This window comes from Agromyces arachidis, assembly GCF_052805135.1.
In genome coordinates this window covers 42,092-57,653 of the sequence record NZ_JBRBDK010000012.1, presented here as the reverse complement: position 1 = coordinate 57,653, position 15,562 = coordinate 42,092, and the positions used below count along the sequence as shown (strand labels likewise).

Annotated in this window: 17 protein-coding genes and 1 riboswitch; of the genes, 11 read left to right on the top strand and 6 right to left on the bottom strand. The window is 74.0% G+C overall.

Going from position 1 to position 15,562, the window contains the following annotated elements; translation table 11 throughout:
* Positions 1-140: 140 nt before the first annotated feature.
* The gene (locus ACUY4T_RS13690; RefSeq protein ID WP_446019518.1) at positions 141-2,009 is read left to right on the top strand and encodes a thioredoxin domain-containing protein; all 1,869 of its coding nucleotides are present in this window, start codon (positions 141-143) and stop codon (positions 2,007-2,009) included.
* Between the two features lie 16 nt (positions 2,010-2,025).
* Here the strand turns inward: ACUY4T_RS13690 and ACUY4T_RS13685 are convergent, their stop codons facing one another.
* Positions 2,026-2,355, bottom strand: a complete 330-nt coding sequence (locus tag ACUY4T_RS13685) for a hypothetical protein (RefSeq protein WP_446019517.1) — start codon at positions 2,353-2,355, stop codon at positions 2,026-2,028.
* 143 nt (positions 2,356-2,498) lie between these two features.
* On the opposite strand from ACUY4T_RS13685, the gene ACUY4T_RS13680 reads away from it, so the two are divergent.
* The 4 genes from ACUY4T_RS13680 (at position 2,499) to ACUY4T_RS13665 (ending at position 7,027) form a co-directional block, all read left to right on the top strand.
* Complete coding sequence (locus tag ACUY4T_RS13680; protein ID WP_446019516.1) at positions 2,499-4,109, top strand: DUF7059 domain-containing protein; 1,611 nt, start codon at positions 2,499-2,501, stop codon at positions 4,107-4,109.
* A 64-nt stretch (positions 4,110-4,173) separates the two neighbouring features.
* On the top strand, positions 4,174-5,109 hold the full coding sequence (locus tag ACUY4T_RS13675; RefSeq protein ID WP_446019515.1) for a DnaJ domain-containing protein: 936 nt from the start codon (positions 4,174-4,176) through the stop codon (positions 5,107-5,109).
* Positions 5,110-5,133: 24 nt separating this feature from the next.
* On the top strand, positions 5,134-6,417 hold the full coding sequence (locus ACUY4T_RS13670) for a M18 family aminopeptidase (protein ID WP_446019514.1): 1,284 nt from the start codon (positions 5,134-5,136) through the stop codon (positions 6,415-6,417).
* Positions 6,418-6,544: 127 nt separating this feature from the next.
* On the top strand, positions 6,545-7,027 hold the full coding sequence (locus ACUY4T_RS13665) for a rhodanese-like domain-containing protein (protein WP_446019513.1): 483 nt from the start codon (positions 6,545-6,547) through the stop codon (positions 7,025-7,027).
* 22 nt (positions 7,028-7,049) lie between these two features.
* Here the strand turns inward: ACUY4T_RS13665 and ACUY4T_RS13660 are convergent, their stop codons facing one another.
* Both ACUY4T_RS13660 and ACUY4T_RS13655 read right to left on the bottom strand, forming a co-directional pair.
* On the bottom strand, positions 7,050-7,241 hold the full coding sequence (locus tag ACUY4T_RS13660) for a hypothetical protein (protein ID WP_446019512.1): 192 nt from the start codon (positions 7,239-7,241) through the stop codon (positions 7,050-7,052).
* Between the two features lie 70 nt (positions 7,242-7,311).
* A complete protein-coding gene (locus ACUY4T_RS13655) occupies positions 7,312-8,688 on the bottom strand; it encodes an L-serine ammonia-lyase (RefSeq protein WP_446019511.1) in 1,377 nt (458 codons plus the stop codon).
* Between the two features lie 153 nt (positions 8,689-8,841).
* Here ACUY4T_RS13655 and ACUY4T_RS13650 point away from each other — a divergent pair, with 153 nt between their 5' ends.
* Positions 8,842-9,411, top strand: coding sequence for a GNAT family N-acetyltransferase (locus tag ACUY4T_RS13650; RefSeq protein WP_446019510.1), 570 nt, complete (start codon positions 8,842-8,844; stop codon positions 9,409-9,411).
* 24 nt (positions 9,412-9,435) lie between these two features.
* On the opposite strand, the gene ACUY4T_RS13645 is transcribed toward ACUY4T_RS13650, so the two are convergent.
* The 3 genes from ACUY4T_RS13645 to ACUY4T_RS13635 form a co-directional block, all read right to left on the bottom strand.
* A complete protein-coding gene (locus tag ACUY4T_RS13645; protein ID WP_446019509.1) occupies positions 9,436-10,053 on the bottom strand; it encodes a CoA-binding protein in 618 nt (205 codons plus the stop codon).
* The gene (locus ACUY4T_RS13640) at positions 10,050-11,369 is read right to left on the bottom strand and encodes an O-acetylhomoserine aminocarboxypropyltransferase/cysteine synthase family protein (RefSeq protein WP_446019508.1); all 1,320 of its coding nucleotides are present in this window, start codon (positions 11,367-11,369) and stop codon (positions 10,050-10,052) included. Before ACUY4T_RS13640 ends, ACUY4T_RS13645 begins: the two co-directional genes overlap by 4 nt.
* Positions 11,370-11,464: 95 nt before the next feature.
* Positions 11,465-12,025: a cysteine hydrolase family protein gene (locus tag ACUY4T_RS13635; protein ID WP_446019507.1), complete on the bottom strand. Its 561-nt coding sequence runs from the start codon at positions 12,023-12,025 to the stop codon at positions 11,465-11,467.
* A 245-nt stretch (positions 12,026-12,270) separates the two neighbouring features.
* Positions 12,271-12,337: riboswitch (guanidine-III (ykkC-III) riboswitch) on the top strand.
* A gap of 11 nt (positions 12,338-12,348) precedes the next feature.
* Between ACUY4T_RS13635 and ACUY4T_RS13630 the strand changes: the two genes are divergently transcribed.
* The 5 genes from ACUY4T_RS13630 to ACUY4T_RS13610 all read left to right on the top strand — a co-directional run bounded on the left by ACUY4T_RS13630 (position 12,349) and on the right by ACUY4T_RS13610 (position 15,546).
* Positions 12,349-12,675: a DMT family transporter gene (locus tag ACUY4T_RS13630; protein WP_446019506.1), complete on the top strand. Its 327-nt coding sequence runs from the start codon at positions 12,349-12,351 to the stop codon at positions 12,673-12,675.
* Between the two features lie 180 nt (positions 12,676-12,855).
* Entirely contained in the window at positions 12,856-13,287 is a 432-nt protein-coding gene (locus tag ACUY4T_RS13625) for a hypothetical protein (protein ID WP_446019505.1), read from the top strand.
* A complete protein-coding gene (locus ACUY4T_RS13620; RefSeq protein ID WP_155843796.1) occupies positions 13,281-13,514 on the top strand; it encodes a helix-turn-helix transcriptional regulator in 234 nt (77 codons plus the stop codon). Before ACUY4T_RS13625 ends, ACUY4T_RS13620 begins: the two co-directional genes overlap by 7 nt.
* The gene (locus tag ACUY4T_RS13615; RefSeq protein ID WP_446019504.1) at positions 13,511-14,509 is read left to right on the top strand and encodes an NAD(P)-dependent alcohol dehydrogenase; all 999 of its coding nucleotides are present in this window, start codon (positions 13,511-13,513) and stop codon (positions 14,507-14,509) included. Before ACUY4T_RS13620 ends, ACUY4T_RS13615 begins: the two co-directional genes overlap by 4 nt.
* The gene (locus ACUY4T_RS13610) at positions 14,509-15,546 is read left to right on the top strand and encodes an NAD(P)-dependent alcohol dehydrogenase (RefSeq protein WP_446019503.1); all 1,038 of its coding nucleotides are present in this window, start codon (positions 14,509-14,511) and stop codon (positions 15,544-15,546) included. Before ACUY4T_RS13615 ends, ACUY4T_RS13610 begins: the two co-directional genes overlap by 1 nt.
* Positions 15,547-15,562: the final 16 nt, after the last annotated feature.

Here is a 15,562-nt window from a genome sequence, read left to right as displayed (position 1 = left end):
ATGGTACTGCAGGGGCGACCCTGTGGGAGAGTAGGACACCGCCGGACATACATTGAGGAAGAGCCGCCCAGAGCTGGGCGGCTCTTCCGCATTTAACGACGATTCCGCGTCGCCACCCCCGAGCCGCCTACGCTGGAGCGATGGGGGAACGGCTCGCCACGGCGCTCAGCCCGTACCTGCGCGCCCACGCCGGCAATCCCGTCGACTGGCACGTGTGGAGCGCGGAGGCCTTCGCGGAGGCGCGCCGCCGAGACGTCCCCGTCCTCGTGTCCATCGGCTATGCGACCTGCCACTGGTGCCACGTCATGGCCCGCGAGTCCTTCAGCGATCCGGCGATCGCGCACGTGCTGAACGCCCGGTTCGTCGCGATCAAGGTCGACCGGGAGGAGCATCCCGACGTCGATGCGACCTACCTGGCCGCTGCGTCCGCGTTCACCGGGCAGCTCGGCTGGCCCCTCACGGTGTTCGCGAGACCGGACGGCCGCGCCTTCTACGCCGGCACCTACTACCCGCCGCGCCCGGTGCGCGGAGTTCCGTCGTTCGCACAGGTGCTCGCGGCGGTCGACGAGGCGTGGCGCGAGCGGCGCGACGAGCTCGATCGCACCGCGGATGCCGTCGGGCAGGCCCTGGCCGCGGCATCCGTCACCGACACGACCGGCGAGCTGCCCGACGCGGCGGCGCTCGGGGCGGCCGTCGGCACCCTCGCGGAGACCGAGGATCGCCGGTTCGGCGGATTCGGCGGGGCGCCGAAGTTCCCCGTCGCACCCGTGCTCGGGTTCCTCGCACGGTCCGGTCCCGCCGGCCGCCGACTCGCCGAGCGGACGCTCAAGCGCATGGGCGCGTCGCCCCTCCGCGATCCCGTGGAGGGCGGATTCTTCCGGTACGCGACGCGGGAGGACTGGAGCGAGCCGCACTACGAGCGCATGCTCACCGACAACGCCCTGCTCCTGGGCGTGACCGCCGACCTCGCGTCCGGGCCCGCTCGACCCGCCTACCTCGTTCCGTTGGCGGACGGTCTCATCTCCTTTCTCGTCGACCGGATGCAGCTGCCGCACGGCGGATTCGCGAGTGCGCAGGACTCCGAGAGCGTGGTCGACGGGGAGCGCAGCGAGGGCGGGTACTACCGTCGCGACGCTGCCGGGCGGGCCGAACTGCGGCCGCCCGCGCTCGACGAGAAGGTGCTCGCCGGCTGGAACGGGCTCGCGATCGCGGGGCTCGCCCGTGCGGGCCGGGTGCTGGGCGACGACCGGGCGGTCGAGGCGGCGCGCCGGGCCGCGGACCACGTGCTCGACGTGCACCTCCGGGGCGACCGGCGACTCGCGCGCGCGTCGCTCGACGGCGTGCTCTCGGATGCCGTCGTCACACTCGAGGACACCGGGATGCTGGCGGTCGGCCTGATCGAACTGGCGCTCGCCACGGGCGAGGTCCGATACGCGCAGGTCGGCCGCGACCTCGTGGATGCCGCCGCCGCCGGAGAACCCGACCGGCCCTTCGCCCTCCCGCCGGACCCCGTCCTCGCCGACCAGGGCCTCGCGCTGCCGCCCGACCCGGCCGAGGGCGCGATGCCGTCGGGGCCCACCGCGTGCGCGCAGGCGGCGTTCCTGTTGTCCGCCCTCGGGGCCGGCGACCGCTACCGCGCACTGGCGGAACAGGCGATGCGATCCGTGGCCGGCATCGCGCTCGACCGCCCGATCGCGTTCGGGGGCGCGCTCGAGGTCATGGCGCGTCTGGCGTCGCCGCTGGTGCAACTCGTGACCGTCGTCGCCGAGGGCCGGGATGCCGGAGCGGACGACGAGCTCGTCGATGCGACGCGGCGGCACGCGGCATCCGTCTCGACCGTCGTCGACGGGCGGCAGGCCCGCGCCTTCGCACGCGCCGGCTTCGCGCTGTTCGATGGACGCGTCGCGGTCGGCGGCCGATCGACCGCCTACCGATGCCGCGAGTTCGTCTGCGCCCTGCCGGTGACCACCGCCGAGGCGCTGCGGGAGGCGGCGGAGCCTGCGGGCTGACGCATCCCGCGACGCCTCACCAGGTGGACGGCACGCGGCCGAGCATGCCCCAGACGGCGCTGCTCAGCTCGGGATGGTCGAGCGCGATGTCGCGCAGCACCTCGTACTCGAATCGCGCGACGTCTCCGCGCCGGGCCGTGGGGTGATAGGCGCGGGCGCGCGCCGGACTCCACCGCTCGGAGTGCAGTCGCTCCTCGCGCAGCGTGGCGACGACCTGCTCGTCGACCGACGGCAACTCGGGCAGGAACGCCCAGGGATCCTCTCCCAGGCGGCAGCGCAGCTCGATGAGCGCGGCGAGTTCGTCGCGTGCGTCCTGTCGCAGGCGTTCCAGCGTCGGCTCCGCCATCTGCGACCTCCCCTCGCTCGTCCGATCGTAACCGACGGTACGCGGCGAGTGTGTCGGCCGGGTTACAGGGCTGCGACGGGACGGGGCGGACCGGCGTTCGGGCTCCCGCGGATGCCGGCGGCCCCTGCTGGTTGAATGGACGGGTGAGCACCGAGCCGGACGCCCCCGCCGATGCCGTCGCCGCGCCCGATCCCGGCGCGGTCGAGGCACTCGCCGCCGACCTCGGCGAGGCGGGGTTCGCCGTCGCGCGGATCGAGGCGCTCTGGGAACGCGGTGCGGCCGCCGACGGCACGCATCCCGGGGCCGCCCTCCGTCGCGGGCACCGCGTGCCGGCGCTGCGAGCGCTCGCGCACGTGGCGACCGAGGCGCCGTCGCTCGCCACCCTCGTGCGATGCTTCATCCTCGGCATGCCGGTCCCGACCGGCGACCTCGCCTCGGCGATGCCCCGGCTCGGCGTGGACGGCGCCCGGGGGCTCGGTCTCGTGCGCGTCGGCGGCGGAGAGGCGGCGCCGCTCGTCGACCTGCGGCCGTACGCCTTCGCCGACGCCGTCGGCGAGGGCGAGTGGTGGATCGCCTCGGACCCCGGGGAACTCGCCACGGGCGGCGCGCTCCCCGAGGCGCACGTGCTCGGGGTCGGCGGCGCCTCGACGACGCTCAGCGGCCTGCTCATCCAGCGTCGGGAACCCACGACGCTCGACCTCGGGACCGGGTGCGGGATCCAGGCCATGCACGCGTCGCGCTTCAGCGACCGGGTGGTGGCGACGGATGTCTCGCGACGGGCGCTGCGCTACGCCGCGCTGAACCTGAGCCTCAACGGCATCCGGAACGTGGAGCTGCGCCACGGGAGCCTCTACGAGCCGGTCTCCGCCGACCGCTTCGGCCGCATCGTGTCGAATCCGCCATTCGTGATCACGCCCCGCCGCGACGGCGTGCCGAGCTACGACTACCGCGACGGCGGCATGGTCGGCGACGGGCTGGTGGAGGCGGTGCTGCGCGGCGCCGCCGACCACCTCGAGCCCGGCGGCATCGCCCAGCTGCTCGGCAACTGGGAGTACCGCCGCCACGGCGACGACCTCGGCGACGACCTCGGTGACGGGCTCGAGCGCGTCGCGGGCTGGCTCGCCGAAGCCGGACTCGAGTACTGGGTGGTCGAGCGCGAGCGCCAGGACCCGGGCGAGTACGCCGAGACGTGGATCCGCGACGGCGGCACGCAGCCCGGCAGCCGCGAGTTCGAAGCGCTGTACGCGGCCTGGCTCGACGACTTCGCCGAGCGCGGCGTCGAATCCGTCGGCTTCGGGTACCTCCTGCTCCGGCGGCCCGCACCCGGCGACTCGGCCCGGCTCGCGCGCGCGGAGCGCCTGCACGGACCGCTCGGCGACGCGACCGGCGGTCTCGGCGCCCATCTTTCCGCCTGCGTCGCGGCGATGGACCGGATCGGGGCGCTCGACGACCTCGGACTGCGCTCGGCGCGCGTCGCGGTCGCCGACGACGTCACCGAGGAGCGCCATCACTGGCCTGGCGCGGAACAGCCCACGGTCATCCTGCTGCGGCAGGGCGGAGGCTTCGGCCGCACGGTCGACGCCGGCACCGGCCTCGCCGCCCTCGTCGGCGCGGCGGACGGCGAGCTCCCGCTGGGCGTGCTCTCCGACGCGATCGCCCACCTGCTCGAGGTCGACCCGACCGTCCTGTGGGACGAGCTCGGCTCCGCGGTGCGCGAGCTCGTGGCTGGCGGCATGCTGCGACCCGTCGACTGACGCGCGCATCCGGGGATCGTCCGGCCGTCGGCGGTAGTGTCGTGGACGCACCGAAAGCGAGCCCATGCCCGACAGCCCCCTCTCCGCCTCCCCGTACGAGGTGCTCGGCGTGCCGTCCGATGCGGACGACGCGCAGCTGCGCCTGGCCTACCGGCGCGCGCTCCGTCACGCGCACCCGGACACCGGGGGAGACGCCGCCCGCTTCCACGCCGTGCAGGCGGCGTGGGAGCTCGTGGGAACCCCGGAGGCCCGTGCGGCGTTCGACCGGGGCATCCGCACCACCGCCCCCTCCGACGCACCCCACGACCCCTTCGCCCCGGCTGCGCCGCGACCCCGGCGCGACTCGCGGCCCCTCGCGCGCTCGTACGGGCACCCGGGCGGCTTCTCGCGGGAACGGTACCTCGCGCTCATCCGCGAGTGGGCCGGCCGCGGCGTGACCCTCGACGACCCGTACGACCCGGCGCTCGTGCGCGGCGCGCCCCGCGACATCCGCCACGTGCTCGCCGACGCGCTCGCCGAGGAGGAGACCGCGCGCGCCCTCTCGACGCTCGGCATCGCCTACACGGTCTGGCACGACCTCGCGACGGATGCCGCGGGCCCCGGCCTGCCGCCGAAGCTCGACCACCTCGTGCTCGGACCGACGGGGCTCATCGCCATCCAGTCCGAGGACTGGGGCGGACCCGTGGCGCTGAAGCGCGGCGAGCTGATCGGCGAGGCGCTCGACGGCGAGCGACCCTTCCGCGCGCTCGCGGCGCGCGCGAAGGCGGTGACCCGGCCGGCGCGAGTGAAGCCGACGGCGCTCGTCATCGTGGTCCCCGACGAGCACGCCGCCGCTCCGCTCGAGGTCGGCGGCACCAATCGCGGTGCGGCCGTGGTGCTGATGCGCCGTTCGCGGCTGGCCGCCGCCATCCGCGAGGGCATCCCCGGCTCGCCGCAGCTCGGCGGGGTCGACTCGATGGAGGTCCGCGCCCGCCTGCAGGCGACCGTGCGCTTCGCGTGAGCCGCGGTACGCGAAGATGGAGGGATGGGCATCCCTGACGTCGACGCGTACCTCGAGGACTTCACCGGATTCGTGACGGCATCGCCGTCGTCGTACCACGCCGCCGCGGAGGTGGCGCGCCGGCTGGAGGCGGCGGGATTCGAGCGGCTCGACGAGCGCGAGGCCTGGCCGACCGGCGCGGGGCGCCGGGTGGTGGTGCGCGACGGCGCGGTGATCGCCTGGGTCCAGCCCGCGACGGCGGAGCCGACGACGCCGTTCCGCATCCTCGGCGCGCACACCGACTCGCCGTCGTTCAAGCTGAAGCCGAACCCGTCGAGCGCCTCGGCCGGGCTCTCGCAGGCCAACGTCGAGGTGTACGGCGGCCCCCTGCTGAACTCCTGGCTCGACCGCGAACTCCGTCTCGCCGGGCGCCTGGTCACGCGCGACGGCGCCGAGCACCTCGTCGCGACGGGCCCGCTCCTGCGCATCCCGCAGCTCGCGATCCACCTCGATCGGGGCGTGAACGCCGACGGACTCACGCTCGACAAGCAGCGTCACGTGCAGCCGATCTGGGGCGTCGAGGGCGGCCCCGAGCCGGCCGACGTCGTCGCCCACCTGGCCGGCCTCGCCGCCGTCGACCCCGAGGAGGTCGCCGGCCACGACGTGCACGTCGTCGACGCGGCCCCGCCCGCACGTTTCGGGCGCGGCGACGTCTTCCTCGCCTCCGGGCGCATGGACAACCTGACCTCGGTGCACGCCGGCCTGACCGCCCTGCTCGCGGCGCCCGTCGACGCGGGCCACATCTGCGTCCTGGCGGCCTTCGACCACGAGGAGCTGGGTTCGGAGTCGCGCTCCGGCGCGAGCGGGCCGTTCCTGGACGACGTGCTCACGCGCATCGGCGCCGGCCTCGGGGCCGGCGTCGAGGACCGCCGCCGCGCGTTCGCGCAGTCGTGGCACGTCTCGAGCGACGCGGGCCACGCCGTGCACCCGAACTACCCCGAGCGGCACGACCCCGTGAACCGGCCCGTGCTCGGCGGCGGCCCGCTGTTGAAGCTCAACGCCAACCAGCGCTACGCGACGGATGCCGCGGGCTCCGCGCTCTGGGCCGATGCGTGCCGCCGTGCGGGCGTCGGGATGCAGCCGTTCGTCTCGAACAACGCAATCCCCTGCGGCTCGACGATCGGGCCGCTCACGGCGACGCGCCTCGGCATCCGCACGGTGGACGTCGGTCCGCCGCTGCTGTCGATGCACTCCGCGCGCGAGCTCGCGCACGTCGAGGACCTGGCCGGCCTCGCCTCGGCCGTCGCCGCGTTCTTCGCCGCGAGCTGATCGGGTCGGAGCCCTCGGCTCCGGCGTCGGCCTCGGCTCGTGCCCCGGCCTGCGCTTCGGCAGGATCTCGCTCATCGACGGCACGATCCGCATCGCGCACGCGGCGGCCCGGTGCGAGCATCGGCCCATGACCACGACCTCCGCCGCACCCGCCCTGTTCGACGACGTCGCCTCGCCGGAGGACGCCGTCCGGCACTTCCGGGCGCGGCTCGCATACGAGACCGACGTGTCGGACGTGGCCGCCGCGCTCGCCGGGGGCCCGCGCGGATTCGTGCTCGTCGATACCCGGAGCGAGGTTGCCTGGGCCGCCGGGCGGATCCCCGGCGCCGTGCACCTGCCCGGACGGCGTATCGCCGACCTCGCCGGCGAGCGCCTCGCGCCGGGCACTCCCGTCGTCGTCTACTGCTGGGGGCCCGGCTGCAACGGCGCGACGAGGGCGGCGCTCGCGTTCGCCGCGCTCGGCCACCCGGTCAAGGAGATGCTCGGAGGGTTCGAGTACTGGGCCCGCGAGGGCTTCGAGGTGGAGCGCGACGGCGGAACCGAGCGGCATCCGCTCGACCCGCTCACGAACGTCTCGACCGGGGGCCCGGTCGTCGCGTGCGCCTGCTGACCCGCCCGCCCCGCGGGAACGGTCAGCGCAGCGGGCCTCGTCTCGACTCGAGCCAGAGCGTGTGCTCGCGCAGGCCGTTGCGCACCGCCGCCTTGATGATCAGGTAGCCGATCCAGAGGCTGAGCGCGATCGTCGCGAGGTACACGATCGTGAAGATGATCAGCGCGAAGGCGCCGACTCCGCCGATGACGTTCGGGTCGATGTTCGGGTCCACCCGCCATACCTTGCCAGAGGCGGCGGGGCGGAGGAAGGGACCCGTCCGGGGGACACGCGGCCGCGAGCGGTCAGCACTCGATGACGTTCACCGCGAGGCCGCCCTCGCTGGTCTCCTTGTACTTGGTCATCATGTCGATCCCGGTCTGCCGCATGGTCTCGATCACCGTGTCGAGCGAGACGATGTGCGTGCCGTCGCCGTGCAGCGCGAGTCGGGCCGCCGAGACCGCCGTCGAGGCGGCGATCGCGTTGCGCTCGATGCACGGCACCTGCACGAGTCCCGCCACCGGGTCGCACGTGAGCCCGAGGTGGTGCTCCATCGCGATCTCGGCCGCGTTCTCGATCTGGCGGGGCGTGCCGCCGAGCACGCCGCACAGCGCGCCCGCCGCCATGGCGCACGCCGAGCCGACCTCGGCCTGGCAGCCGCCCTCGGCGCCCGAGATCGACGCGTTCTTCTTCACCAGGCTGGCGATCGCCGCGGCGGTCAGCAGGAAGCGGCGCAGGCCCTCCTGGTCGGCGCCCGGCACGAACCGGAGGTAGTAGTGGCCGACCGCCGGGATGATGCCGGCCGCGCCGTTCGTCGGGGCCGTGACGACCCGCCCGCCCGATGCGTTCTCCTCGTTGACGGCCAGCGCGAAGGCGTGCAGCCACTCCGTGGAGGTGTCGCGCACGTGCTCGTCGCGGTCGTACTCCTCGAGGCGGCGGCGCACCTCCGGGGCCCGGCGCTTCACCTTGAGGATGCCCGGCAGGGTGCCCTCGGTGCGCAGCCCGTGCTCGACGCACTCGGCCATGGCCGCCCAGATCGCGTCGAGGCCGGCGACGATGTCGTCCTCGCCGTGCACGGCGACCTCATTGCGCCAGGCGACGTCGCAGAAGTTCACCCCGTGCCGGTCGCAGAGCTCGAGCAGCTCGGCGGCGGTCGAGTACGGCAGCGGATGCCGGAGCGCCTCGGCCTGCTCGGGCGCGTCGCCCTCCCGGCGCACGAAGCCTCCGCCGACGGAGTAGTAGGTCTCCTCCGCCAGGGGGAGCGCGTCGTCGTCGCCCCAGGCCTGCAGCGTCATCGCGTTGGGGTGACCGGGGAGCCGCGTGCGCGGCTCGAGCGAGACGTCGGCCCGGGTCATGGTGACCGGATGGCTGCCGGCGAGGCGGACCTCCCGGCCCTCGGTCCCGAGCCGCTCCCACGCGCTCCGGACCTCATCGGGATCGCAGTCGTGCGGGGTCAGCCCGGCGAGGCCGGCGACCACCGCGTCGGGGGTGCCGTGACCGAGGCCGGTGGCGCCGAGGGAGCCGTACAGCGAACAGGTCACCCGGCGGACTCGCTCGAGTCGGCCGTCGGCCGCGAGGGCCTCGATGAACGTGCGGGCGGCCCGCATCGGCCCCACGGTGTGGGAGCTGGAGGGCCCGATCCCGATCGAGAACAGGTCGAGGGCGGAGACGAACGCTGTCACCCGTCCAGCGTACGCCCGCTGCGACGCAGGATTCCGGTGCGGACGTGCAAGATCCTGCACATCCTGCGAGGCTGCGCGCGGGTGCGGCAGGGCCTGCGGACGACCGGGCCCGTTCACGGAGTCGGCCCAGCTTCGTCGCCATAGGCTGTCGGGATGCCCATCCATCCCGTTGCCGACGCCGTGCCGCCCGCCGGCGGCCTCGTCGTGCGTCTCATGCGCGACGACGAGTCGCCCATGGTCGGCGCACTCGTCCGGCGCGCCTACGAGGCCGACTTCGACCTGACCGAGGACTACCTCGTCGAGATCGAGGCGGTCGCCGACCGTGCGCGGGAGCACGAGGTGTGGATCGCAGAGGACGTCGCGAGCGGCGAGGTGCTCGGCACGGTCACCACGCCGCGCGCCGGCCGGCGCATGTCGGCGGTCGCGCGGCACGCGGACGAACTCGACTTCCGCTTCCTCGGCGTCTCCTCGGCGGCACGAGGCCGCGGTGTGGGCGAGGTGCTCGTCCGGTGGGTCGTCGACCTGGCGGCGAGCCGCGGCATCCGTCGCGTCGTGCTCAACACCGGACCGCAGATGGCCGCGGCCCAGCGCCTGTACGAGCGGCTCGGCTTCGAGCGGCTCGACGACCGTGCGTTCACGTTCGAGCGCCCCGACGGCACGAGCATCACGATCCTGGCCTACGGTCTCGACGTCCGCTCGCCGATCGAGGTCACGGCGGCCTGAGCCCGCAGGCGACCGGCGGAGCGCTCAGCGCCCGCCGCGGCGGCTCGTGATCCGACCGGTGTCGAAGCCGAGCAGGTGCAGGCCGCCGTGGAAGCGCGCATGCTCGACCTTGACGCATCGGTCCATGACGACCGTGAGGCCCCGCTCCTCGGCGTCGTACGCGGCCTGCTCGTTCCAGATCCCGAGCTGCACCCAGATCACCTTCGCGCCCGCGGCGACGACCTCGTCGACGACCGACGGGATGTCGCTGCCGCGCCGGAAGACCACGACGATGTCGGGCACCTCGGGCAGGTCCTGCAGGCTCGCGTACGCGGGCCGGCCGAGGATCTCGGTCTCGTTCGGGTTCACGAAGTAGACCCTGTAGTCGCTCGACTGCTGCAGGTACGTGCCGACGAAGTAGCTCGAGCGCTGGGGCTTCGGCGACGCGCCGACGATCGCGATCGACTCCGCCGCGTCGAGGATGCGGAGCCGCTGCTTCGCATCCGGCCCGATCCACGTGCGCTGCGACTTCAGCAGCTTCGCCAGCGGCGAGCTCGCGGGGAGTTCGCACGAGAGCCCGTTGACGAGGCGGACCGTCTCGACGTCGGTTGCCGCCGCATCCGTCTCGGTCGTGGTCGCGGCGGTGTCGCTCGCGATGCTCATCGTGCACCGCCCACGGCGGTCACGACGCGGTCGCGCGTCGCGGCGGCGAGCGCCTGGTCGAGGTCGGCGATGATGTCCTCGACGTCCTCGATGCCGACCGAGAGGCGCACGACGCCGGGCAGCACGCCCGCGTCGACGAGCTGCCGGTCGGTGAGCTGCGCGTGCGTCGTCGACGCGGGGTGGATGATGAGCGTCTTCGCGTCGCCGATGTTCGCGAGGTGGCTGGCGAGGTTCACCGACTCGATGAGCTTCTGGCCGACCTCGCGGCCGCCCTTGACCTCGAAGCTGAAGACCGAACCCGGCCCCTTGGGCAGGTACTTGCCGGCGCGCTCGAAGTGCGGGTGGTCGGGCAGGCCCGCCCAGAAGACGCGCTCGATGCGCGGGTCGGCGTCGAGCCACTCGGCGACCGCGCGGGCGTTGTCGATGTGCGCCTGGATGCGGTACGGCAGCGTCTCGACGCCCTGGGCGAGCAGGAACGCCGAGTGCGGCGCGAGCGCCGGGCCGATGTCGCGCAGCTGCTCGGCGCGAAGGCGCGTGAGGAACGCGTACTCGCCGAAGTTGCCCGACCACTGCAGGCCGCCGTAGCTCGGCACGGGCTCGGCGAACAGCGGGAACCTCTCCGAGTGCCAGTCGAAGCGGCCCGACTCGACGACGACCCCGCCGAGCGTGGTGCCGTGGCCGCCGAGGAACTTCGTCGCCGAGTGGGTGACGAGGTCGGCCCCCCACTCGATCGGGCGGTTGAGGTAGGGGGTCGCGATCGTCGAGTCGACGATGAGCGGGATGCCGTGCGCGTGGGCGACGTCGGCGAGCCCCTCGAGGTCGGCGACCTCGCCCGACGGGTTCGCGATGGTCTCGACGAAGATCGCCTTGGTGCGCTCGGTGATCGACGGGGCGTAGTCGGCCGGGTCGGAGGAGCGCACGAACGTCGTCTCGACGCCGAAGCGGCGGAGCGTGACATCCAGCTGCGTGATCGACCCGCCGTACAGGTTCGCCGATGCCACGATGTGGTCGCCGCTGCCCGCGAGGCTCGCGAAGGTGATGTACTGCGCCGACAGCCCGCTCGCGGTCGCGACGGCGCCGAGGCCGCCCTCGAGGCTCGCGACGCGCTCCTCGAACGCGGCCACCGTCGGGTTCGCGAGGCGCGAGTAGATGTTGCCGTACTTCTGCAGCGCGAAGCGCGCCGCGGCATCCGCCGTGTCGTCGAAGACGAACGCGCTCGACTGGTAGATCGGGAGCGCGCGGGCGCCCGCCTCGGCGTCGGGGATGTTGCCCGCGTGGATGGCGCGGGTCTTGAAGCCGTACTCGCGGTCTGCCATGGGGACACGGTAGCCGGGGGCGCCGCGGCATCCGCTCGCCGCCGTAACCCGGGGAAACGGAGGCCGCCGCCCCGCCGATGCCGTGCCCTCTCGAGCTAGCCGCCGAGGACGTCGTCGGTCGTCACGACTCGCGCGAACCCGCCGCCGTCCAGGTTCACCGCGGTTGCGCGGGCCAGCTCGGCCGCGGTGAGGCGGAGGCCGCCGGGCCCGGCCATCTCGAACGTGTGCGTCGCGTCGATCGGCAGCACGACGTCGTAGCCGAGGTTGCCGCCCATGCGGGCGGTCGTCTCGACGCACTGGTTCGTCTGGATGCCGCAGACGACCAGCTGCCTGATGCCGCGCTCGTCGAGCCACGCCTGCAGGTCGGGCTCGCCGTAGAACGCCGAGTTCACGTGCTTGGTCACGAACAGGTCGTGCGGCGCGTCGGCGACGACCGGTTTCAGGGCGTTGCCGGGGGATCCGGCCGCGAGCGGGGAGCCGGGCGTGCGCGAGTCGTGCCGGACGAGCACGATCGGCCGCGCGGCATCCGTCCACGCCCGCACGAGCCGGCCGATGTTCTCCTCGGCGTCGGGGTTGTCGCGCTCGCCCCAGTACGGGTCGTCGAAGCCCTGCTGCACGTCGATCACGATGAGGGCGGCGGTGTCGTCGAAGTCCATGCGTCCATGCTCGCGCGACGGTCGGCACGGCGTCGCCCGGCCGGCTGCCATTCCTCCGCGACCGGCTGCCAAACGGCGCCGGCGTGGGCCGGGTGATCCTGGAGCACGCGATCCTCCCCGTCGTCGGGGGACCGTCGACGGGCATCGCCGGGCGTCGCCGGGCACCGCGCGGCGGGTCGGCGGCCGGGGCGGCCTGCGGCCGCGCGCTGCACAGGGCCTGATCAGACGGCGTTGCTAGCCTCGGGCCAGGTCGCCGGACGGCGGCCCCGGACGAGGGAACCCAGTACCCGGAACGCGACAAGACTGGCCGAAGGAGTGCCGTCATGTCGTGGATCGTCCTCATCGCCTCGGGTGTGCTGGAAGCCGTCTGGGCCACCGCCCTCGGCAGGTCCGAGGGGTTCACCAGGCTCTGGCCGTCGATCGTGTTCGGCGTCGCGCTCGTCCTGTCGATGGGCGGGCTCGCCTGGGCCATGCGCGGCATCCCCGTCGGCACCGCGTACGCGGTCTGGGTCGGCATCGGCGCGGCCCTCACGGTGACCTGGGCCATGGTGACGGGGGAGACCGAGGTCTCGGGGGCGCGCCTCGCGCTCATCGCGGGCCTCGTCGGGTGCGTCGTCGGCCTGAAGCTCGTCGGGGGCGCCGATCACTGACCTCCGGACGGCTCGACGGGAGGTTTCTCCTCGTGAGTGCACCGCCGGATCGCCCGTCCGCGCGGAAACCTCCCGTCGAGGAGGTCCGCGCGATCGGCATGTAAAGAATGCTTGACATAGTGTCGAGAATGGTTGACACTTGCCATGTCAAACATTCTTCACATCAGGAAGAGGGAACGGATGTCGTACGAGGAGAAGGGCACGTGGTCGTTCCTCGTGGTCACGATCGTGGCCTACGGGGTCTACCTCTGGCTCGTGCTCGCGCAACTGGCCGACGGGACGCCGGTCGACGAGGCCGACTACGCGATCCCCATGCTCTGGACCATCGGCGGCGCGATCGTCGCCGGCATCGTCGGACGCATCCTGCTCGAGATCATCACGCCGAGCGAGAGCCACCGCGCCGACGTGCGCGACAAGCAGATCGACCGGGCCGGCGAGCAGGTGGGCAACTCGCTGGTCATCGCCGCCGGCGTGGGCGCGCTCATCCTCGCGATGCTCCAGGTGCACTGGTTCTGGATCGCGAACGCGATCTACCTCGGGTTCGTGCTCGCCGGCATCCTGTCGAGCGTCGCGAAGCTCGTGATGTACCGCCGGGGGGTGCCCGCATGGTGAAGCCCACGCGGGTCACGAACGACATCCGTTCGCTGCGCTTCCGCCACGGCGAGATGACCCAGGCCGAGCTCGCCGAGCGACTCGGGGTCACCCGCCAGACCGTCATCGCCATCGAGCAGGGGCGGTACTCGCCCTCGCTCGAGATGGCCTTCCAGATCGCTCGGGTGTTCGGGGTGCCGCTCGACGACGTCTTCCAGTACCCCCATGAGGAGGTGTCGGCATCATGAGGATCGCCGCGTATCACCGGTACGGTGCCCCGGAGGTCGTCGGGGTCGAGGAGCGGGAGCGGCCGGAGCCCGGTCCCGGAGAGGTCCGCGTGCGCGTGCATGCGGCGTCGGTCGGGGCGGCGGATGCCGCGGGCCGGTCGGGCTCGCCCTGGTTCGCCCGGCTCGCGTTCGGCCTGCGCCGTCCGCGCAACGCGGTGCTCGGGTCGGACTTCGCCGGGGTCGTCGAGGCGGTGGGCGCCGGCGTGACCGGGCTGCGCGTCGGCGACCGCGTGTTCGGGGCGACGGGGGCCGACGGGGGAGCCCACGCCGAGTCGATCGTGGTCCGCGAGGACGCGGCCGTCGTGCCGCTGCCCGCCGGGGTGTCCGTCGAGACGGCGGTCGCGCTGTGCGACGGCGCCATGACCGCGTTGCCCTTCCTGCGCGACGCGGGCCGGGTCGGGCGAGGCTCGCGGGTGCTCGTGAACGGCGCCTCCGGCGCGGTCGGGTCGGCGGCGGTCCAGCTCGCGATGCACCTCGGGGCAGAGGTCACCGCCGTCTGCGGGCCCGCGCACGTCGACGCCGTCGCACGTCTGGGCGCCGCCCGGGTCGTCGACTACACGCGAGTCGACCCGATGCGACCCGGCGCCGACGGCGCCCCCTACGACGTCGTCTTCGACGCGGTCGGGAAGTCCACGTTCGGCCGCGCGCGACGCGTCCTCGCCCCCGGCGGTCGCTACCTGACGACCGTCCCGACCTGGGCGATCATGCTCCAGCAGCTGACCAGCCGGCTCGGCGGCCGACGGGCGATCATCCTGTTCACCGGCCTGCGCTCCGCCGCAGCCAAGCGACCCGACCTCGAGGCGCTCGCGGCGCTCGCCTCCTCCGGCGTGCTCGACCCGCTGATCGATCGGGTGCTGCCGCTCGATTCCGTCGCGGAGGCGCACCGCATCGTCGACACCGGACACAAGGCCGGCTCGGTCGTGCTCACGCCCGTGCCGGAGCTCCAGGAGGCATGATGCGCGCGCTCGTCCAGCACGGCTACGGGGGGCCCGAGGTCCTCTCCGTCGACGAGGTCCCCGAGCCGTCGCCGCGGGCCGGCGAGGTCGCCATCGCGGTGACGGCGGCCGGCGTGCATGCCGGCGACGTGTGGGTCATGCGCGGCGAGCCGCTGCTGCTGCGGGCGGCGTTCGGCCTCCGCCGACCGCGCACGCCCGTCGTCGGTCGCGACATCGCCGGTCGCGTCGCGGCCGTCGGCGCCGGGGTGACGGACCTCGCGGTCGGCGACCGCGTGTTCGCGGAGTCGGACCAGGCCGGGTTCGCCGAGACCGCCGTGGTCGACGCCGCGTTCGTGCGCCGCGCCCCTACCGTGCTCGACGACGTGCACGCCGCGGTGATCCCGGTGTCGGCCACCACGGCGCTGCAGGCGCTCCGGCTCGGCCGGGTCGGTCGCGGCGACCGCGTGCTCGTGATCGGCGCGTCGGGCGGCGTGGGCACCTTCGCGGTGCAGCTCGCCACCGCGTTCGGCGCCGAGGTCACCGGCGTCGCGAGCGCCGCGAAGGCCGACCACGTGCGCGCCGCGGGCGCGACGCGCGTCATCGACCGACGGACCGACGACCCGACACGGGCGGGCGACGTGTACGACGTGATCATCGACCTCGTGGCGGCGCACTCGATCTCGGCGCTCGAGCGCATCCTCGCCCCGCGCGGCACGCTCGTGCTCTCGGCCGGCACCGGCTCGCGCCTCCTCGGGCCGCTGCCCCGGCTCGCCGCCGCGGCGCTGCGCTCGCCGTTCACCCGCCGCCGGTTGAAGCCGCTCGCGGCAAGGCGCAGCGGAGACGACCTCGACGAACTGCGCGAGCACGCCGAGGCGGGACGGCTGCGGCCCCGGGTCGACGAGGTGTTCCCGCTCGAGCGGGCGCCCGAGGCGCTCGCCCGGCTCGCCTCGGGCGCGGTCACCGGCAAGGTCGCGATCCTGGTCCGCGGCACTCACGACACGGATGCCGCCGGCCGGGCCGCGTCCCGGGGCGCGACGCCCCGGCAGCCCGCGGACTGAGCGCCGGCCCCACCGC